We start from the raw sequence: 22,369 nt of genomic DNA, 5'->3' as shown, positions 1-22,369 counted from the left end.
TTAAATTATATTTTTAAATATTAAGCTTCTTGAGATCCTGTATTAGTAATTTTAGTCATATAACCAACTCCTGGCTGTACGTTTAATTCTTCTAATACGTAGTAAGTTCTTTCGTTCTTTAACGCTTTTGACACCTCAGAATTAGGATCATTTGCATCTCCGAATACGATTGCATTAGCTGGACAAGTTTGCTGACAGGCAACTTTTACATCTCCGTCTGCTAATACTCGCTTATCCATCTTAGCTTCTAACTTACCTGCTTGAATACGTTGTATACACATTGAGCACTTCTCCATTACACCACGAGAACGTGTAGTAACGTCTGGATTTAATACCAACTGTGTAAACTCATTATTTAAGTAATTATCGAAACGTGAATCATTCCAGTAATTGAACCAGTTGAAACGACGTACTTTGTATGGACAGTTATTTGCACAATATCTTGTACCTACACAACGGTTATAAGCCATGTGGTTTAAGCCTTCGTTTGAGTGTACAGTTGCTAAAACCGGACAAACTGTTTCGCAAGGTGCATGCTCACAGTGCTGGCACATCATTGGTTGGTGAACAACAGAAACATTTTCCATGCTTCCCTGCATATCAACAATCTCGTGTTCTTCGGTCAAATTCTTTCCGTCTTCTTGGAAAGTATAATACCTATCGATACGGATCCAATGCATCTCTCTACGACGGCGAACTTCATCTTTACCTACAACAGGAACATTATTCTCTGTGTTACAAGCAACGATACAGGCACCACAACCTGTACAAGCGTTAAGGTCAATCGCCATTACCCAGTTGTGTCCTGGCTGATCGTATTTACCCCAAAGATCGTAAGTTGGATGTTTCTCGTCGTTATTACCGCTTCCGTGTGCAGGATCCTTTTTGTATTCTGCAAAAGTTGCTTCGCGGATGATGTTTCTACCTTCGATTGTTTGGTGGGTTTGCGTTAAAGCTAACTCATCTCTTCTACCGGTGTTACTAACCGTTACTGTACTTACAAAATTCGCAGTACCTTGGTTATAAGTAATAAATGGATAAACGTTTTGTCCAACACCATCACCTACTTTACCGGCTTTTGTTCTACCATAACCAACCGCAACAGAAACTGTTCCTTGCGCTTGTCCTGGTTGGTGAATTACTGGTAAGTCAACACTGTATTTATCTGTTTTTACAGTTACAATATCAAATTGTCTAATTCCTAAAGACTCAGCAAATTTTGGGTTAATGGCTGCGTAATTGTCCCAAGTTACTTTAGATACCGGATCTGGCATTTCTTGTAACAATGGGTTATTAGCTTGCGCTCCAGAACCTACTGCAACCGACTCATAAATATGTAATTCAATATCTTTAGCTAATGCTTTACCTTGTTTTAATACTTCGTTAGCATCAATTGCGCCGTTGAAAGAATAAGTTCCGGCTGCTTTAGCGGGTAAAGCTACAAAGCCAGCCTGTAAAACATCATCCCACTTTTTACCTGTCAATCCTAAAACTGACTTTTCCCAGTTGCTTCTAACAAAAGCGTAGTAATCTTGGTTTGGATAGTTAGCCCAAACTAATAAGCTTAACTCCGCCTGGCGGGTATTGTAAATTGGGTTAATAGTTGGCTGTACTAAAGTGTAGTAACCTTCTATTGCGTTTTCATCGCCCCAAGCTTCTAAGAAATTATGGTTTGGTGCAATTACGTTACATAAAGAAGCTGTTTCATCTGCCCTATCAGCGAAAGAAACAGTTAAATCAACTTTCTTAAGTGCCTCTGCAAAATCTTTAGCTGACGGATGATTGTAAACTGGGTTTGCATCTAAAAATAGAACCGCTCCTACTCTTCCAGCTTTCATATCTGCTAAAAGCATCGTTAGGTCTTCGTCTTTACCAGCAAACTGATAAGATGGGTTATCTAAATCGATTGTTGTTCCGTAGCTTCCTAAGAAACTGTTGATTGCATTTACTACACTTTGTGTAGCTATACTGTTTGAACCAGAGATTACTAAAGCCGAACCTTTTGCTGCTAGTAATTCCTTTGCTGTTAATTTGATGGCTGCTGAAGCAGGATTATTGTTGCTTAAACTTGCACCATTTACCGCTGTTCCAGTTAATTCTGCATATAAACTTAAAATTGCAGCGCCCTCTTCTGATGGCTTAATAGCAATTCTTGAATCTGCATTTGTTCCCGTCATGCTTAATCCAGTTTCAAACTGGATATGTCTGGACATTTTCTTTTGGTTAAGAGATGCCATGCTACGGTTACTTACGTATTGTTTAGTGAACTGTGTTGGAGAAATCCAAGTTCCTAAGAAATCTGCACCGAAACTTACAATTACACTTGCTTTATCAAAACGATATTGTGGCAAAACTGCTTTACCAAAATTTGCTTCGTTTGCTTTGATGATACCTGAGTAAGATACCGCATCAACTGTTACCTGCTTAGTAGCTGGATATTGTGAAGAGAATTCGGCAATTACTGCTTTAGTTGACGGGCTGTTAACTGTTGAAGAAACCAGAGCGATTACTTTACCAGAAGCCTGTACTTTTGAAAGCTGACGTTTTACATATGTATCAACATCATCCCAAGAATATTCCGCACCGCCTTTTAAAGGTCCTTTTAATTTAGATATATCATAAAGGTCTAAAACCGCCGCTTGCGCCTGGCCATTTAAACCACCTTGATTAATTAAGCAAGATGGGTTTCCTTCTATTTTGATTGGGCGACCTTCTCTGGTCTTTACCAAGATGCTACCACCTTTATAACTCGAAGAATAGTAGTTAGGAATACCTGGAGTTACTTCTTCTGGCTTAATTAAGTAAGGGATAGATTTTTGAACTGGTGCAACATTACACGCTGCTAAACTTACCGCTCCTAATCCAAAACCCATGGCCTTTAAAAAATCTCTACGAGGAGCCACAGAATTTAATCCGCTACCTTCTAATAGTTCTTCTACAGGAATCGGCTCGGCAAATTCGTTTTTACTGTGTTCAGCGAATTCAGGAGTATTATTTACTTCCTCTAAACCTTTCCAATATTTCTTTGTGCTTTCCATTTAAGCTATATAAGACTGTAATTGTTTATTGCTAATTATTAATAATGACACTTTCCGCACTCTAAACCACCCAACACCGCTGCTGTCACTTTTTCTCCTTTTTTGATCTGATCGTGTGCCGCAATTACTTTATCGTAATAAGCGTTACCTTTTGAATTAACCTCTGTTTCTTTATGGCAGTTGATACACCACTTCATGGTTAAAGGAGAATATTGATAAACTTCTGCCATTTCCTGAATAGGGCCGTGACATTTTTGACAGTCAATACCTGCAACTTTTACGTGTTGCGAGTGGTTGAAATAAGCCAAATCTGGAAGGTTATGAATTCTAACCCATTCAATAGGACGCGTATTTGTTCCGTATTTCTGAGTCTCTGGATTGTAATCTAAAGCAGTATAAATCTTTTGGATTTCTGGAGAAATTTCACCGTTATATTTATCTGTTGCCTGTACATACTTATGACAGTTCATACAAACGTTTAAAGACGGAATTGTTGCGTTTTTAGACTTCCAAGCACCCGAGTGGCAGTACTGACATTCAATCTGATTTGTACCTGCGTGTAACTGGTGAGAGAATTTAATTGGCTGTACTGGCTGGTAACCTGTTTGAACACCGGTATTCCATAAATCCATGTAACCAAAAGAACCTAAGGTAATCAGCAATGCTAGTACAACGAAGAAAACAAATTTCTTGTTTTTAGCGAGTTTCTTAACAACGGCTAATCTGTCTTTCCCTTCACCTTCTTCATCGTCATTTGCATCAATTTCGTCTTCTTTTTTAACCAACAGACGCTCTAACGTACCAATCACTCTGTTTAAAACCACAATCACTAAGAATGCGATTAAAACAACGGCAATCAGCCCGATAATCATGAAACTACTTACGCCGGTATCTGCTGGAGCTGCTCCTTCTGCCACACCTGCAACAGGCGCCGCTTTTTTAGCACCAGCATCTTTGATGTAGGTTAAAATATCGTCAACGTCTGTATCGCTAAGCTGAGGAAAACCTGGCATCGCTACCTTGTTGTACTCTTCAAAAATCGCAACAGCGTCCTTATCACCAGAAGCGATTAGATCTGAAGAGTTTTTAATCCACTTGTGCAACCATTCGTTACTTTGCTTTTCGTTAATTCCTGCTAAAGCTGGACCTAAAACACGTTTGTCTATTGCGTGACAAGCACCACAATTTGACTTAAACAATGCTTCACCCGCAGTGGCATCTCCCGACGGACCTCCACCAGCTGCACCAGCCGGAGCAGCAGTTGCAGCAGAATCTGCAGGAGCTTCCTGAGCAAAAGTTAAATTAATAGCACTTATTGCGATGACAGTCGCCAGGGCTAAAGGCTTTAAAAAGCTTCTAAAATGAGATGAGAAGTTTCTCATATTGAGTTTGTTATACAAAAATTAAATTATTAATACTGTTCAAATGTTGACGATTAAACACAACCGTCCCATTTTGGAATCACAAAAGTATAATTATTTACCGTGTGGCTGACAATTTGATGACTGTTTTTACTAATTTAGAAATATTCTAAATAATTGACGATGTACTGCCTCAGTATGTTTAAGACCATATTTGCAGTGTACAAATGAGTTACATGAAATCAGTCATATAAAACCGAGGCTATTCATCATTGTGTAAAATAATTTTATTGACTATAGCTCCAAAATATCTTATGCCAATAGGTCTTTTATTGCCTTTTCTACCTCGTTAAAACCAAACTCGCTGATCACTTTTTCCATCATTTGGCTAACTTCTTCTAAATTTAAGCTACCAATACTTCCTTCATGGGTATGGTTGATCTCGTAATGCCCTCCAAAATTACCGGCTTCTATATCCATACCTACCTTTTTGTAAGCCTCTCTAAACGGAGATCCCGCCAAAACCAGTTTATTAACTTCTTCTACAGAAAACAGGTATTGATATTTAGGATCGTCAAGAATATTGTCTTTAATACGAATGTTTCTCAGCATCAGCTTAGTCATATCTAAACATGCCATTAAGCTTTGAAAAGCAGGAAACAATGTCTCTTTTTGCAATTGCATATCGCGGTGATAGCCCGATGGCAAATTGGTAGTTAGCAACATAATCTGATTTGGCAAGGCTTGCAATTGATTGGTACGCCCGCGGATTAGCTCCCAAACATCTGGGTTCTTTTTATGTGGCATAATGCTACTGCCTGTAGTTAGCTCATCCGGAAAGGAGATAAAACCGAAGTTTTGATTCATGAATAAGCAAGCATCCATAGCCATTTTGTTAAGCGTTGCTGCTATAGAAGACATGGCCTGCGATAGAATCCGCTCTGTTTTCCCGCGTCCCATTTGTGCGTATACTACATTATAGTTTAAGGTTTTAAAACCTAATAATTCGGTAGTCATGGTGCGGTTTAAAGGGAAGGACGAACCGTAACCCGCAGCCGAACCCAATGGGTTTTTATTGCAGATTTTATAGGTTGCAAGCATCAGTTCTAAATCATCTACCAAACTTTCGGCGTAAGCACCAAACCATAACCCAAAAGATGAAGGCATGGCGATTTGCAAATGCGTATAACCAGGCATCAATTTCTCTTTATGTTGTTCTGCTAGTTCCTTTAAGAGGCTAAAAAGTTCTTGTACAGAAACCACCATTTCTTGAATCTGACTACGGAAAAACAGCTTTAGATCTACTAAAACCTGATCGTTACGGGAACGGCCACTGTGAATTTTTTTACCAGCTTCTCCAAGTTTTTGAGTAAGCAGCATTTCCACTTGCGAGTGCACATCTTCTACACCATCCTCAATCTTAAAGTCACCGTCCTGAATCTGTTTGTAGATATTCTTTAGTTCCTTTTGAATTTCCTTTAAATCATCGGCACTCATTAAACCTATACTTTCTAACATTTGCGTATGTGCCAAAGAGCCCAAAACATCAAAGCCTGCTAAAAACAAGTCCATCTCTCTATCTTGTCCTACCGTAAAAGTATCTACTTGTTGATTTGTGGATGTTTCTTTTTGCCAAAGTTTCATATTGCTATTTGCTTTTTAAGATTTGCCTGCAAATATAACTTTTTATAAAGCTTGGTATAATTGAATTATTGATTTGTGGTGTCACCAAAGATTTTCTGCTTGCGGCTTCTTTTTCAAGGAGAATTTGAAGTTTAAAACTAAGTTTTATTGAAACTAAAAAATCGTTACTGCGCCAGTGCTTTTGAATCTACAAAGATTTTGCGGTTAGGGATTGCAGTGAAAATCCTTTTTGTTTTTCACAAAAAGATTGCAACGAAAAGCCCGCTCGAACGCCCAAGTTATTATTCTTAAACTACCTAAAAACAAAACAACAGGCTCTCCATGTAAAGAAAACCTGTCGCTCAATAATTTGGAATGGTAATTAGCAAAAGCTTTTAATTACCCATATTGCCACCTTGCCCACCACTTTCGCCTTGCTTTAAGTCATCATTTTTAACACCTCTTTTTGGCTTATTGCTTACTTTCAATGATCCAAACCTCCAGCTAAAATTAACCCCTACAGAACGGAAGGGAATAGAGAAGTTGCTACGTTGGGTAAAATCTGCTGTGTTAATCTCTGTTTTAAAGTTTTTACGTTCATTAAATGGATCGATGATACTGATACCCACGCTGCCTTTTTTGTTGAATAGTTCTTTTTTAACGCCTAAACTCCACATATTGAATGACGGGTTTTTCCCCTGAAAAGTACGGCGTGGTGAATTGGTAATCAAAAAGGTTTCTAAGGTAAATCCTTTGGGGAATAAATACGTGGCGCTAGCGAAAGCGTTGTACATGAAATAAGTTTTATCGCTCTGCCCGGCAATACCTGCATTCTGACTATTCAACTTAATATCATACGAGTTAACATTTAAATTGGCTCTTAAAGTAAGTGGTTTTACCGGATTAACGGAACCAAAAAAGTTAAAACCAAATGAGTTATTTGCACCCACGTTTTGGTAAGTAGTTAATGAGCCTGGTTTTCCGCTTTCTGTGGTATAGTTACTCACCACACTCTCAATAACATCGTTAGTTTTACGGTAGTAAACCGAAGCATTAATAATGGTAGTTTTAATAAACGTAGAATAATTCAGTTCAAAATTATCAGAAATTTCTGGCGACAATTGTGGGTTACCTTCGGTTGCGTTTAATGGGTCAGAGCTATTTCTAAAAGGATTCAAATAGAACAAACTTGGTCTTTGAATACGTTGGTTATAGCTAAACTTTACAGTTTGAAAGTTTTTAAAACTTCTGGAAACCACAAAACTTGGCGTAACATTATGGTAATCATTATCAATTGGCTGAATAACACTTGCGCTGTTTGCACTTCCGTTGATACTTGTACCTTCAAACCTTACACCAGCCTTAACGCCATACTTTTTCGCCAACGTGAATCCAAAAGTGGAGTAACCGGCATATACATCCTGATTATAGTTATAAATATAATTCCTGTTGGGATTACTGGTGGTGGTATTGGTTGACGGGTAGTAAACATCTACGCCAGAATCATTGGTGATATCTCTTAATATAGATTTCACACCCACTTCCCAAATAACCTTTTTAAATGGATGGGTATAATCAATCTGAAACGTTTTCTCTTTGTTTACCGCGTCGCTGACGCCTAATTCCGTAGAATCCCGTACACCGCTACCGCTTGGAAAAAGAAAATCAGAATTATAATTATTATCTAGGTTACTGTTGGTAAACTGAAAGGCAAAAGAAATTTCTTGACCCTCCTTTTTAAACTTGTGGGTATAATCGTTATTCCAGTCATAACCAATAACTTTAGTTTTATTATCCGTATTTCTATTAAACTGAGAAAGGATGTTTGCAAATTTATTACTGTTAAAATTAGTCCCGTCTATAGAAAACTCGAACCAATTCAGCTTTAAGCTAGAGCTGATAGAGTTATAGTTGTTAATGTCATAATCGGCACCTAAAGAACCATTTGTAGCAAGCCGTTCTGTAGTGCTTTCACCTTTTTGTGTTAAAATAACAGACTGATCTGTGCTGGTTTTATTAAAATCGAGTTTTGATGTTTGTGGCCAAGAATAGTACCCACCTGCATTCCCCGACAAGGTTAAACGTCCCTTTTTAACATTCAGATTGGCGTTTCCACTGTTCTGTCTGGTGCCCACTCCGGCGTTTACAGACCCACTGATCCCTTCTAAATTTGTTTTTTTTGTGATGATGTTAACAATTCCTGATGTTCCTTCAGCGTCATACTTGGCAGAGGGAGAAGTGATAACTTCTACACTTTTAATCTGATCTGCAGGAATAGCTTTTAAAGCATCTGCCATGTTGCCAGCCATGGTACCTGATGGTTTTCCGTTGATTAAAACCTTTACATTATTGCTTCCTCTTAATGAAAGGTTACCATCATAATCAACCGAAAGCAAAGGAACTTTGCGCAACACGTCTGTAGAGTTCCCTCCGGCTATTGCCACGTCTTTTTCGGCATTATAAACTATTTTGTCAATCTTGTTTTCGATGAGATTCGCCTGTCCAGTTACCGTAACTTCGTTCAGCATTTTGTTGCTTGGTGATAAAATAATCTCTCCTAAATTTAAATCTGGCTTAGATAACGTTGTTTCTACTGGATCAATAATTTTAGTATTATAACCAATAAAGGAAACCGTTAAACGATATTTCCCAGCTTTAACATTTTCGATTTTAAAAAATCCTTTTCCATCGGCTAAAGATCCATTTGTGGATTTTGTTTGGCCAGTTTTTCCCAAAGCTATCGTAGCATATTCTACTGGTTTTTTGGTTACCGAATCAATTACCGTTGCCGTGATTTTTCCGACAAGTGTATTCTGCGAGTTGGCTCCCGGAAACTGTGCAAAAAGATTAGCATTGAAAATAAGGCTAATGATAAAAATGTATAGGTATTTCATGTGTTATTTTTTATTCTGACGGGTAATTGGGTACAATGTTACGTAAAACGCTAGTTTTTTATTTGGTTTTTGTTAACTGTTGTAGTTCAATTTAGCTGAAATTAGGTTGGAGGGGATTCATTTTGTGGGGCACAGCTTCTGAAAAGACAAACTCTTAGTTTATTTTAGCGGTATTTACTATTACAGAGAAAGCAATTAAAAAACTAATTATCGGTAAGCTTTCGGCCAGAGGGCTTTCGGTTATCAACCTAATCTTTGATACTTAGAAATATTTTCTGAAAATCGCTTTTGAACAGCTTTTTATCGTCCAAAGAACTAGAACAAATTACTTTGTAAAAGCAATTCTTAGTTTCTACAATCCCTATAAAATAATAGTAATAAATCATTGTTTCATCGTCTAGATAGGTAAAATCTACGTTCATAAACTTCGCAGTTCCGTTAGTGCTCTGGTTTGGAGAAGCTATTTTCCTTTCCTTTTTATCAGTTAAAAAGTTTTTAAGACACTGGTAATAAACCTGATTGATATCTGGGTTTGTAGAATCGTCCATTGCTTTCACACTCTTTTCCTCTTTAATTACATAACCAGAAACATCCTTCACCATGTTTCTGAACTGTATTGCGGCATCGTTATTTAAACCTCCAGTTTTACTCATATAAAAGGGCAAACTGACTGTAAACCCGTCTACATTATATTTGTCCATCAAGGTTTGGGCACTATTCGTTTTGCAAAAAACAACCAGTAGTATTAATGTAAAGTAGCTTTTCATTTCCTCTAAAAAATCAATAAGTAGTTATAACATGTTGAAATTAAGTATTCTGTGACGAATTCTAGAATTTGGATAAAAATATTATTCGCTATAAAGCTCTAATAAAAATCATAAACCACTAAATCCCACGCTCAACTTGTTTTTCACCTTCAAATTTTACAAATTTGGAGATGTACAAAGCGCTAATCCTTTTTTTATCCCTTGCTTTTGTCTCTTGCGCACCAAAAATCACCCAGAAGGGAAAAGCTTCTTACTATGCCGATAAATTCAACGGACGAAAAACAGCTTCGGGCGAAAGATTTAGAAACTCTAAATTAACCGCCGCACACAAAACTTTGCCTTTTGGCACTAAAGTAAAAGTTACCAATTTACGAACTGGAGAATCGGTTAAAGTCCGGATTAATGACCGCGGACCTTTTGTTGCAGGCAGAATCATTGACCTTAGCAAAAAAGCCGCTAGACGAATTGGGATCAAAGATGAAGGCGTAGGAAATGTAGAAATCCGTTATAAAAAAGCGAAGTAGTTTCGAAAAATCAGTTCAAGCGATACCATAAACTGATTTTTCAAATTAATTAAATAGCAAGAAAAACAGCCTAAACACAATTCCATAAAAAAACCGGCGCTTGGCCGGTTTCATATATATTTACTTTGCTTTTGGTTTAAAGTAAGTGTGCGATTTTCCGCTCCCGCCGGCTGGCTTCTCTTTCGAATCTGCTCTTCTTGAATTTCCTGACGACGGTTTGTTGGCGCCAGATCTGTTTCCTCCTTGCGAAAAACCTCTTCCACCACGCGGACGATCATCATCCGATTTTTCTGGTCTAGCTCCAGTAAATGGGAAAGGATGATCCTCAATAACTGGAATGTTTTTATTGATCAGCTTGTGGATGTCTTTTAAGTATGCTTTTTCTTCGGCCTCGCAAAATGAAAGTGCTGTTCCATTTGCACCTGCCCTACCTGTACGGCCAATTCGGTGTACATAGGTTTCTGCAATATTAGGAATCTCGTAATTGATTACATAAGCAAGCTCATCAATATCAATTCCGCGGGCAGCAATATCAGTAGCAACTAAAACACGTAAAGTTTGATCTTTAAACTGCGACAATGCATTTTGCCTAGCATTTTGGGATTTGTTTCCGTGAATTGCCGCTGCTTTAATACCTTTTGCATTCAATACTTTAACAACCTTATCTGCACCATGCTTGGTACGCGTAAAAACTAAAGCCGTTTTTATGTTCTTATCCTCTAAAATATGTAGTAAAAGCGCATTCTTATTTCCTTTATCTACATAATATAAAAACTGATTGATGGTATCAGCAGTTGAAGAAACTGGTGTAACCTCTACCCTTACCGGATTATTTAAAATGGTATTGGCTAATTTGGTAATCGCAGGTGGCATTGTTGCCGAGAAAAACAATGATTGTCTTTTAGCCGGTAATAATGCAATCAGTTTTTTTACATCATGGATAAAACCCATGTCTAGCATCCTATCGGCTTCGTCTAACACAAAAAAGTTAATATCGCGTAAGCTGATGAAACGTTGGTTGATTAGATCCAATAAACGTCCCGGAGTTGCTATTAAAATATCAACGCCTCGCTGTAATATATCAGTTTGTGCTTTTTGACCAACGCCACCAAAAACTACAGTTTGGTTAAGGTGTAGGTTTTTACCATAATCGGCAAAGCTTTCGCCAATTTGTATAGCCAATTCACGCGTAGGCGTAACAATTAAAGCTTTTATCTTTCTTGAACCTTTCTGTTGTGGTCCTTGTTTATGCAATAACTGTAAAATAGGAATAGCAAAAGCTGCTGTTTTACCAGTACCTGTTTGTGCGCAACCTAGTAAATCTCTCTCTTGTAAAAGTAATGGGATTGCTTGTGCTTGGATTGGTGTAGGATTAGTGTATCCCTGTGTTGCGAGCGCTTTTTGAATAGGCTCAATTAATTCTAATTCTGAAAATGTCATATATCTTTTTTTAAGGAAAAGCACATATCAACATTTTGAAAAGGCAAACCTTATTTTTTTGCGAAGTTACGGCTAATAATCGGAAAATATGTTAAACGCTATAGCTGGGCTATTTCAAGTTCTCTCCAATAGCGTTCAGAACCTTATTAATAAAAAAATCAATCACTATAATCTGTTTTAACTATTCCTTTTGGTTTAAATGGTGCCGAACCCCGCTCGCCAACTATTAAGAAACTAACATTAGAACAAAATAGTATCGAATGTCACTTTTATAAGGTCGTATCATCACTCTTTAGTGCAATACGGCGATATACCTTTGACAGTACAAACAGTCAGTAAAACATTAAAAAGAAAAGTTATGAAAACTTTAAATAAGATCAGCACATTCAAAACAGCATTCACTCGCATCAGTGCCATTGTACTTTTTATTATGGTAGGCTTAAGTGCCCAGCAAGTTAAAGCGCAATATACGCTTGCAGCTGGTTCTCAAATTATGGTAGCTGGAACATCAAACCTACACGATTGGACAATGGATGCCAGCAAGTTTTCTTGTGACGCTAAAATGGTTGTTACCAGCGGACAATTAAAAGACATCACTTCTTTAGTTTTTACTTTACCTGTAAAAAACTTAAAAAGCAAAGAAAGCCTAATGGATACCAGAGCTTACAAGGCATTAAATGCAGACTCTCATGACAAAATGACTTTTAAGCTAACAGATGCAACCGTTGTAGAAGCACAAAAGTTAGTAAAAGTAACCGGAAACCTTACCATTTCTGGTGTTACCAAAACCATAACGATACAATCAAACTACGTGGTTAATGCCGACGAAAGCGTAAGTTTTAAAGGCTCAAGAGCAATTAAAATGAGTGATTTTAACATCAAAGCTCCTTCTTTTATGATGGGCGCACTTAAAACTGGTGATGATTTAACCATCAACATTGTGCTAAAACTAAAAAAATAATTAAGAAACCTTATATAATCACATAATACACAAGAACATGAAAACTAAACACATTCTAAGCACAGTAGCATTCCTGATGATAGGATTCGGTGCACAGCTAGCAAACGCACAAACAGAAGTTGCAAATGTTAGACCATACGATCAAGACGGTATAAACGTTTTTGAAGCTCCAAAAGAGTCAGATAAACCGTTTGATAAAATCAAAGTTAAGTTTGGTGCTGGCTTTACCCAGTCTTTCCAAGGGTTAAAGCATTCAAATACAAGTAACCCAGCTAGCCCGCTTTATAAAATGACTCCTGGTTTTAACACAGCCAACGCCAACCTTTTTATGGACGTACAATTGGCTGATGGTATTTTGTTAAACTTAACCAGCTACCTTTCTTCTCGTCACCATAACGAAACTTGGGTAAAAGGTGGTTACATCCAATTTGACAAACTACCGTTCAAAGGTGAAGTTTGGGACAATATTATGAAGTATGCTACTTTAAAAGTAGGACACATGGAAATCAACTACGGTGATCAACACTTTAGAAGATCAGATGGTGGAAATACCATATACAATCCATTTGCAGAAAACTATATTTTAGATGCCTTTAGCACAGAAATTGGTGGAGAGCTGTTACTTAGAAAAGACATGTTCTTTGGTGTAATTGGTGCATCTAATGGTATGATCAAAGGTAACATTGACGAATTAGTCCCAACTCCCCAGGATGACAACATCCACAAAAGTCCTTCTATTTACTTTAAAGCAGGTGTAGATAAACAAGTGAATACAGATTTGAGATTGAGAGTAGCTGCATCTTACTATATGAACAACAGCTCTGGTGGACAAACACTTTACGGAGGTGACCGTACAGGATCTAATTACTTTATGGCAATGGAAAAAGCAGGAGCCGGAGTTACTTATGCGGCTAATGCATTCTCTGGACGTTTAAACCCAGGTTTCAGTAAAAAAGTTGAAGCAATCCAATTGAATGCTTTCGCAAAATACCAAGGCTTAGAGTTCTTTGGAACTTACGAAACAGCTAGCGGTAGAAGTAAAGCTGAAACTACAGAAAGAGATGTTAACCAATACGCAATTGATGGTGTATACAGAATAGGAAAAGCAGAAAAGGTATTCATTGGCGCTCGTTACAACGTTGTAAAAGCAGAATTAGCTGGCATTGCTAACGAAGTAGAAGTAAACAGAGTAGCAGTTGGTGCAGGTTGGTTTTTAACTAAAAGCATCTTGCTAAAAGGTGAGTACGTTAATCAACAATACAAAGATTTCCCTAACGCAGATTACAGAGCTGGAGGTGAATTTAAAGGCTACGTAATTCAAGCAGTAGTAGGATTCTAAATAAAAAAACCTTAAAATCGGGATGAGTATAAACCCTCATCCCGATTTTTTATTTAATCAAAAATAAGCATGAGTGCGAGATCAACTCTTTTATTACTTTGCTTTGTTGCCTATTTTGGTTATAGCTTTCAACCGCCTAAACCCACAAAATGGGTAATCAGCAAAAGCTGTTCGTTAAAAGTTGCTGGCAGCACCAATATCAACAAGTTTAATTGTGCCATTGCGAACTATTACAAGCCCGATACCTTAACTTTTTATAAAAACACACATAACGAAAACGTAAAAATAACTGGAAAAATGGAATTGGATGTCAACAATTTCGATTGCCACAACCCAGTAATGACCGCCGATTTAAGAAAAACCTTAAAAGCCAAAGCATATCCCAAGCTCACCATTAACTTTATAAATTTAGATAAGTATCCGGATTTTAAGGAGAAAAATGGCGAAGTAAAAGGAAAGGTGAATATAGAACTGGCCGGCGTAACAAAAACTTTTGATGTAAACTATAAGTTTATCGTAAACGGCACAAATACATTAATTTTGGTAGGCACAAGACGCGTTAATTTCTCCGATTTTAAAATCATCCCACCAAGGAAATTAGGTGGAATGATTGAAACCAATGATGAGCTGGATATTGAGTTCAATCTCAATTTAAAAATGATGAATTAGCATTTTAAACTATACCAAGCCAACAAAAATTAGCGCACACACAAACCGCCAAATAATAAAAAGATGAAAAAAATAGCAATCTCCGGACTAATCGCTGGTCTTATCCTCTTTGCAATCAGCTACGGTGGCCTTTACCTTGCGGTAAGGTTTTTCCCAAACTTGTTTATAGAATACAACAGCCCGCTGTTTAATTCTGATGGCAGCAGAGACCTCATGTTTTACATGCACCCATTCATCATCAGCTTTGCGCTATCCTGGTTTTGGGCCCGCTGTAAAAGTGTATTTAAAGGGCACATGCTGTTTAGAGGTTTAGAGTTTGGCTTTGTGTACGCCCTGGTAGCTTTATTACCCGTAATGTGGATCACTTTTAGCTCTTTGGACATCACCATCACCATCGTATTAAGCTGGTTCTTTTACGGCTTGATGCAGGCTATTCTTGCTGGACTTATTTTTGCAAAGATTAATCCTTAATTACAGGAAACTCTTTTCTGTTTTGAAAAATTGCTTATCAACACTACTACCTGGGCGTTCGAGCGGGCTTTTTGTTGCAATCTTTTTGGCTTGTTCTTCGACTCCGCTCAGAAGCCCAAAAAGGATTTTCACTACAATCCCTAACCGCAAAAGCTTTCTTAACTAAAAAACTCGTTTCTATACCATTCGTTATTCATAATCGAGACAAGATTTAAAACTCATCGAACTTTTGTTAAATTTTTAATCCTTTTTAGGGTAATTCTGATTAAAATATTCGCCTATGATTATGATTTTCCATTACTTTGTAGAGAATCAAATCACAACGATCAAATGTTATTACGCTCTCTCTTTCTTGTAGTTATCGCCTTTTTGGCAAGCTGCTCGCCTAAACCTTATGACAAAGCCCGAAAAATTCAGGAAGAGAAAGTTAAAGAGGTCATCACAAAAATTGACATGCACCAAGCTCCTGAGCTATTTGACACCTCAGGAACTGCGCTAAAAACATCATTTATACCTACGGTAAATTTCGGAAGCAGAAAACCCGATTTCGTAATCATTCACCATACCGCACAAGATTCTATCCAACAAACAATCAAAACCTTTACCCTAGAACACACCCAAGCGAGTGCACATTATATTGTGGGCAGAAACGGGGAGGTGGTACAAATGCTAAGCGACGATTTGCGGGCATGGCATGCTGGAGCCAGTAAATGGGGAAATAATTATGACATGAATTCCTGCTCTATTGGTATCGAATTAGACAATAACGGAGTAGAACCTTTTAGCGAAAGTCAGATCAACAGCTTATTGATTTTGTTGCAAAAACTAAAAACAACCTACAATATCCCCAATGCAAACTTTATTGGACATGGGGATGTTGCGCCAAAAAGAAAAGTAGATCCCAGCATTCTTTTCCCATGGAAAAAACTAGCAGATGCCGGTTTTGGCTTATGGTACAATGTGCCCAACTTAATGCCTCCAGCAAATTTCGATATAGAAAATGCTTTACGCAGAATTGGTTATGATACCCGCGATTTACCCGCAGCCATTGTTGCTTTTAAAAGGCATTTTGTACAATTAGATTTAAACCCAGTGATGAACGATTGGGATAAATGCGTACTCTATAACCTTTACTGGAAGTACTAAAGCTATATCGTATCTAAGCTTCGTTAGCGAATCGTCATAAAACAACAAATTTCCAGACATAAATCTCTAAAATTCAAACAGCTATCTATTTAAAAAAATTTATACGTAAACTTGCTTTCGTAAAGACAGATAGATTCTGTCTTTTTTTTATAGATTAAATACACATTGTCCACACAATTACGTTAATATTACCTGTGAATATAGAGTTCGAAAAAGTAAAACGCATGTTGAAAAGAGTTTTTTTAGGTTTATTTATTGCCGCCACCGTTGCTTGTACTGCAGCACCACGAATTATTGACATTGATGTTCCAGGTTCAAACAACTTAAAACCAGATCCCCGTCAACAAAAAGTTGCCAAAGAAATTGCCGAACTGGTAACTACGCTCAGCTATAAAAAAATTGTACTTAATGATTCTATAAGCAGTGTGATTTTTGAGAATTATCTAAAAGAGATGGACGGCAACCGTAGTTACTTTTTAACCTCAGACATTAAAAATTTTGAGCAATACCGATACACTTTTGATAACGATTTAAAAAACGGAGACTTAAGTGCCGCTTTTTTTATGTTTAATACTTACCAAAAGCGCTATAACGAAAAAATCACCTTCTCTATCAAACAGCTAGATAACAAATTCGATTTCACAAAAAACGACGCTTACGTTTATGACAGGGAGAAATTACCATGGTTTACAAACCAAAAAGAAAGTGACGAATCTTGGAGCAACAAGGTAAAGTATGATTATCTGAACCTAAAGCTTACGGCCCAAAAAGACTCCGCAATTAAAGCATCTTTAAAGAAAAGATATGATAACTTATTATCACAATCCAACAAAATCAACAATCAGGATGCTTTTCAGGTATTTATGACTGCGTTTACCGATGCCGTAGACCCACATACCAGCTATTTTAACCCTGCAAATGCCGCCAATTTCAATATTGATATGGCAAGGTCTTTAGAAGGTATTGGTGCCACATTGTCTTCAGAAAATGAATTTGTGACGATTAAAAGCGTAGTTACAGGTGGTCCCGCAGACAAAAGCAAGCAGTTTAAAATAGACGACAAAATTATAGGTGTAGCACAAGGAAACGAAGAATTTGTAGATGTTGTTGGCTGGCGCTTAGACAATGCAATTGAGTTAATTAGAGGGAAGAAAGGCACAACAGTACGTTTAAAAATACTTTCTAAAGACCAGGATTTATCTGCACAACCAAAGATCATAAGCTTGGTGCGTGAAAAAATTATTTTAGAAGATCAGTCGGTACAAAAGAAAGTAAAAACCTACATAAAAAACGGCAAAACCTATAAATACGGTATCATAGAAATCCCAGCATTTTATGCTGATTGGGCAGAAATGCAAAAAGGGAATCCAAATTATAAATCAACCACCAGAGATGTTAAAATAGTATTGGACTCTTTAAAACAAGAAAAAGTTGATGGAATAATAATTGATTTACGCGGAAACGGTGGCGGTTCTTTAAGCGAGGCTATTGATTTAACTGGCTTGTTTATTAAAACTGGGCCTGTTGTACAAACTAAAAATTACAGAGGAAAAGTTGATATAGACAAAGATGAAGACCCGACTATTTTCTGGGATGGTCCTTTAACAGTAATGATTGATCGTTTTAGTGCATCAGCCTCAGAGATTTTTGCTGGAGCCATCCAAGATTATGGCAGAGGCGTAATTGTGGGGAACACCACTTACGGAAAAGGAACCGTACAATCCGCTATTGCGATGAAACGGATTGACTCTTCTTTTGCAGACAAGGAAGACCAAATTAACCTAACTATGGCCAAGTTTTACCGTATTACCGGTAGCTCTACGCAACATAAAGGTGTTACGCCCGACGTTGAGTTTCCAACGGTTTTCCCTGCAGATGTTTATGGGGAAAGCGCTAAAAAATCTGCACTTCCGTGGGATGAGATTCCGAGCAGTAAATATGTAAAAGTAGCTGAATTAGGAAAAACCATTAGCGAGTTAAAGGCACAACACGATGCTCGTATGAAAACCAGCAAAGAATACGCTTACCTTTTACAGGATATTTCTGAGTTTAAAAAGAGAGATAAAGACGTTTCTTTACCGTTGAACGAAGTGGCACTTAAAAAACAACGCGACGACTTAGAGGCCAAAAACTTAAAACGCGAAAACGAACGCAGGGTAAGCCGTGGTTTAGCACCAATCACCAACAAAAGTGAAAAAGTAAAAGAAGATAACTTTGATTTTGTACAAGACGAAACGCTTAAAATCACTACCGATTATATCTTAGATACCAAATCGGACAAAAGATAATAGCCTCAAAAAGGTTTAAAAATGGCTTACGGATAAAAACTGTAAGCCATTTTTTGTTTTAAACAACTCCATTAAAACAATGGAGCATACTAGCGATTCGGTGAGTTGTATTGACTATAAGATGTTTGGTAAAATACAATTACAACACATCAAAAACGGCAGCCTTTCCTCATAACATCTTTTTATAAACCCAATTCGGCATCGGAAAAAGCAAAATCTCAACCGAAAATATTAACATTAATTAACAACCATTTTTCCAATCATTTAACGTCATTTGCTTAGTTCTTTTATACAAAGAAAATGCACTCGAAACAGATTTTTCAAACCCCATCAAGTAACAGATGGAAGCGGTTTAAATGGATAAGCAGGTTGTTGTTCTTTAGCATCTTCATCTCCATAATATGTGTAATCATCACCATAGCCTCTAAAAAATATCCCGCCCTCCCCGATTTAAGCAAAGCCTACAATTCTTACAGTATAAAAAATGTAGCACAGCTAAAAAAATCAACAAAATACAAAGAGTTTAGCATTGCCAAAAGCAAACTTATCCAACTCAAAAAAGACCGCGAACTTTACAAAAAACTACATCCAAACAACGCCAACAGGATAAATGTTGGCTTTTTTGTTGACTGGGATGCGCAGTCTTACACCTCGCTAAATGACCATATCAATAAAATCGATTGGGTTATCCCCGAATTTTTCTTCGTAAAAAAAGACTCCGACCAACTCACTACTAAAATTGATTATGATGTTATTAAAATTGTAAAAAAGCATCATAAAAAGGTGGTTGCCTCTGTCAAAAACTTCATCGATGGCGATTGGGACGGTGCCGCAGTCCGTAGAATAATCCACTCCTCTACGCACACTACACATTTCATCAATAATCTGGTCTATCAGTTAAAGAAATACAGATTAGACGGTATAAACATCGATTTTGAAGAGTTGAACGAATCTACTGATGAATACCTAATTGCTTTCCAAAAGCAACTTTATGAAACCATGCATAAAAACGGGCTATTGGTTACGCAAGATATTTCTCCGGATAACGACGATTATAACGTAAAAGAGCTGGTAAAGTACAACGATTATATCTTTTTAATGGCTTATGATCAGCATACCGAACTGAGCAATCCTGGAGACATATCTCACCAAGATTGGGTAGAGGAAAAGTTAGACAAAATATGCAATGAAATTCCAAGCGCTAAAGTAATTTTGGCAATTGCAGGCTACGGATTTGACTGGCCAGAGAACAGTGTAGGCATAAACATGACCTACCAAACCGCTATTTCCAACGCACAGCAATACAATGCAAAAGTTTTATTCGATCCAAAATCGGGAAACCTCCATTATAACTATACCGATAACCGTAAGGTAAAACACCAAGTTTATTTTACCGATGCAGCTACAAATTTCAACATCATGCGCAAAGCCGACGATTGGGGTATTGGTGGTATTGCGCTGTGGCGCTTAGGTTCTGAAGACCCTCGCCTTTGGAAATTTTTTAGGCGAGATTTAACCATTGAGGCATTAAATAAACAGAACTATAAAGGTAAGGAACTTACAAAAGTTGAACTTAACGATCGTATAAATTATACGGGAGACGGGGAAATATTAGATTTAGTTACCACACCAAAAGAAGGAAAGCTTACGCTAAAAGTAGACTCGGCAAGCAAAACCATTATTGATCAGCAGTACGTTTCTTTACCCACAAAATACGTAATTAACAAATTTGGGAAAGCTGATAAAAAGGTGATTTTAACATTTGACGATGGTCCAGATCCAACTTACACTCCACAGATATTAGCAATTTTAAAAAGAGAGAAAGTGCCTGCCACCTTTTTTATGGTGGGCATAATGGCCGAAAACAATATCCCTCTGGTTAAAGATGTTTATGACGCTGGTTACGAAATTGGGAACCATACTTTTTTTCATCCCGATCTTTCAAAAGTTAGCCAAGCAAGGGTGGTTTTTGAATTAAACGCCACCCGCAAATTAATTGAATGCATTACCGGCAGAAGCACCATTTTATTTAGAGCCCCTTACAATGCCGATGCAGAACCGCAGGTAAGAGCAGAAGTTTTACCAGTTGCGCAAAGCCGGGCAGAAAACTATATCAACGTTGGCGAATCTATTGATCCACAAGATTGGAAACCGGGGGTTACCGCCGATGAAATTGTTAAAGGCGTAATTGCGCAACACGATAAAGGCAGTGTGATTTTATTACACGATGCAGGCGGCGACCGTACCCAAACCATAAATGCATTGCCTCGCATTATAGATTACTACCGTAAGCTGGGTTACAAATTTACTACGGTTGCCGATATTTTAGGTAAAACAAAAGCCGAGGTAATGCCGCTCATAGCAGATGATGCAGATAGTGGCTTAATTGGGCAAGCCGACAAGCTATTTGTAAGCTCGTTCTTCTACACCAATAAATTTCTTTATTATGTATTTATTTTATCCATAGTTTTAGCATTAGTCCGGCTGTTTATCATTACCGTATTAGCGTTAAAAAAACGGCACATAGAGAAGAAAATAGTCTGTTCCATACAATTGCACTATCCGCCGGTAAGCATTTTAATACCTGCTTACAATGAAGAAATTACGGTAGTAAAAACAATAGAAAGCTTACTCGCATTAGATTACTCAACCTTAGAACTGCTTTTTATAGATGATGGATCAAAAGACAATACTTTAGCATTAGTAACCGAAGCCTTTAAAGGCAACGATAAGGTAAAAATTATCACCAAACCTAACGGCGGAAAAGCCTCTGCATTAAATTATGGTATTTCTTTAAGTAATTACGAGTTTATTGTTTGTATTGATGCAGATACGCAACTGAATAAAGACGCCATTAAAAACCTAATGCAGGGTTTCGAGCATAAAGATATTGCAGCAATAGCCGGAACTGTTAAAGTAGGGAATGAAAACAATTTTTTAACCAAATGGCAGTCTATAGAATACATCACCAGCCAAAACATGGACCGCAGAGCTTTTGAGGTATTGAATAGCATTACCGTAATTCCGGGTGCAATTGGTGCTTTTAGAAAAGACGTGGTTAAAAGTGTTGGAGGCTTTACCAGCGATACTTTGGCAGAAGATTGCGACTTAACCATGCGTATTTTAAAAGCCGGTTACATTGTTAAAAACTGCACCAATGCAATAGCTTATACCGAAGCCCCAGAAACATTTGATATGTTTTTAAAACAACGTTTTAGGTGGAGTTATGGCGTAATGCAAAGCTTTTGGAAAAACAGGGATGCTTTATTTAATAAAAAATACCGTTATTTCGGGATGATCGGTATGCCTAATATCCTCATTTTCCAGATTATATTGCCCTTGTTTGCACCGCTTGCCGATTTATTTATGTTTGGCGCTTTAATCAGCGGAATTTGGAATTTAATTGATTTAGGTGCGTTTAACCTTGCGGCGATAGAAAGTACTTTCTCTTTAAAAACCAGCTTTGGACTGATGGTGTTTTACTATGCAATTTTTGTGGTAGTTGACCTGATTTTTGCCTGCTTTGCGTTTAAAATAGAAAAAGAACCACTTAAGAAACTGCTTTATATTATACCCCAACGTTTTGTATGGCGACAATTGATGTACTATGTATTGTTTAAAGCAATTAGGAAAGCGCTAAAAGGTGAAATGAGTGGATGGGGCGTTTTAACAAGGACTGGAAATGTAAAAACAAGTGGTTAATCGCAGTTAGCGTGTTTCTTTATGATTGCTAGTTATTCTGTAAAGAAGCGGATTGCAAATCCGCATTATTCGAAGTTCGAGATGCGCTGCGTTAACATCCCGAACAGCCTAAATTTATACATGTTTAACCAAAACACTTTCCACAG

14 protein-coding genes are annotated in these 22,369 nt (G+C 37.5%); 8 read left to right on the top strand and 6 right to left on the bottom strand.

What is annotated here, in order from left to right; genetic code table 11:
- Positions 1–20 precede the first annotated feature (20 nt).
- From B176_RS0101705 to B176_RS0101685, 5 genes are all read right to left on the bottom strand, one after another.
- The gene (locus B176_RS0101705; RefSeq protein WP_017257038.1) at positions 21–3,038 is read right to left on the bottom strand and encodes a TAT-variant-translocated molybdopterin oxidoreductase; all 3,018 of its coding nucleotides are present in this window, start codon (positions 3,036–3,038) and stop codon (positions 21–23) included.
- A 38-nt stretch (positions 3,039–3,076) separates the two neighbouring features.
- The gene (locus tag B176_RS0101700) at positions 3,077–4,420 is read right to left on the bottom strand and encodes a cytochrome c3 family protein (RefSeq protein WP_017257037.1); all 1,344 of its coding nucleotides are present in this window, start codon (positions 4,418–4,420) and stop codon (positions 3,077–3,079) included.
- Positions 4,421–4,711: 291 nt separating this feature from the next.
- Positions 4,712–6,043 (bottom strand): argininosuccinate lyase, encoded by a 1,332-nt coding sequence (argH, locus tag B176_RS0101695; protein ID WP_017257036.1) that lies wholly within the window; start codon positions 6,041–6,043, stop codon positions 4,712–4,714.
- A gap of 374 nt (positions 6,044–6,417) precedes the next feature.
- Positions 6,418–8,916 (bottom strand): outer membrane beta-barrel family protein, encoded by a 2,499-nt coding sequence (locus B176_RS0101690; RefSeq protein ID WP_017257035.1) that lies wholly within the window; start codon positions 8,914–8,916, stop codon positions 6,418–6,420.
- Positions 8,917–9,164: 248 nt separating this feature from the next.
- Positions 9,165–9,617 carry a hypothetical protein gene (locus tag B176_RS0101685; protein WP_017257034.1) on the bottom strand — a complete coding sequence of 151 codons (453 nt, stop codon included), beginning with the start codon at positions 9,615–9,617 and terminating at the stop codon, positions 9,165–9,167.
- Between the two features lie 236 nt (positions 9,618–9,853).
- Between B176_RS0101685 and B176_RS0101680 the strand changes: the two genes are divergently transcribed.
- Positions 9,854–10,207, top strand: coding sequence for a septal ring lytic transglycosylase RlpA family protein (locus tag B176_RS0101680; protein WP_017257033.1), 354 nt, complete (start codon positions 9,854–9,856; stop codon positions 10,205–10,207).
- 120 nt (positions 10,208–10,327) lie between these two features.
- On the opposite strand, the gene B176_RS0101675 is transcribed toward B176_RS0101680, so the two are convergent.
- Positions 10,328–11,647 carry a DEAD/DEAH box helicase gene (locus B176_RS0101675; protein ID WP_017257032.1) on the bottom strand — a complete coding sequence of 440 codons (1,320 nt, stop codon included), beginning with the start codon at positions 11,645–11,647 and terminating at the stop codon, positions 10,328–10,330.
- A gap of 358 nt (positions 11,648–12,005) precedes the next feature.
- On the opposite strand from B176_RS0101675, the gene B176_RS0101670 reads away from it, so the two are divergent.
- From B176_RS0101670 to B176_RS0101635, 7 genes are all read left to right on the top strand, one after another.
- Positions 12,006–12,608 (top strand): YceI family protein, encoded by a 603-nt coding sequence (locus tag B176_RS0101670; RefSeq protein ID WP_083852689.1) that lies wholly within the window; start codon positions 12,006–12,008, stop codon positions 12,606–12,608.
- A gap of 37 nt (positions 12,609–12,645) precedes the next feature.
- Positions 12,646–13,947: a porin family protein gene (locus B176_RS0101665; RefSeq protein WP_017257030.1), complete on the top strand. Its 1,302-nt coding sequence runs from the start codon at positions 12,646–12,648 to the stop codon at positions 13,945–13,947.
- Between the two features lie 69 nt (positions 13,948–14,016).
- Positions 14,017–14,616, top strand: a complete 600-nt coding sequence (locus tag B176_RS0101660) for a YceI family protein (protein WP_017257029.1) — start codon at positions 14,017–14,019, stop codon at positions 14,614–14,616.
- Positions 14,617–14,679: 63 nt separating this feature from the next.
- Positions 14,680–15,087 carry a hypothetical protein gene (locus B176_RS0101655; RefSeq protein WP_017257028.1) on the top strand — a complete coding sequence of 136 codons (408 nt, stop codon included), beginning with the start codon at positions 14,680–14,682 and terminating at the stop codon, positions 15,085–15,087.
- 330 nt (positions 15,088–15,417) lie between these two features.
- Positions 15,418–16,233, top strand: a complete 816-nt coding sequence (locus B176_RS0101645) for an N-acetylmuramoyl-L-alanine amidase (protein WP_017257026.1) — start codon at positions 15,418–15,420, stop codon at positions 16,231–16,233.
- Positions 16,234–16,457: 224 nt separating this feature from the next.
- A complete protein-coding gene (locus B176_RS0101640; RefSeq protein ID WP_017257025.1) occupies positions 16,458–18,521 on the top strand; it encodes a carboxy terminal-processing peptidase in 2,064 nt (687 codons plus the stop codon).
- Positions 18,522–18,821: 300 nt separating this feature from the next.
- On the top strand, positions 18,822–22,223 hold the full coding sequence (locus B176_RS0101635) for a glycosyltransferase (RefSeq protein ID WP_017257024.1): 3,402 nt from the start codon (positions 18,822–18,824) through the stop codon (positions 22,221–22,223).
- Positions 22,224–22,369 lie beyond the last annotated feature (146 nt).

Source organism: Pedobacter arcticus A12 (assembly GCF_000302595.1).
Lineage (GTDB): Bacteria > Bacteroidota > Bacteroidia > Sphingobacteriales > Sphingobacteriaceae > Pseudopedobacter > Pseudopedobacter arcticus.
Note: the sequence above shows the minus strand (reverse complement) of the source record. Positions and strands in the feature narration are given on the sequence as shown.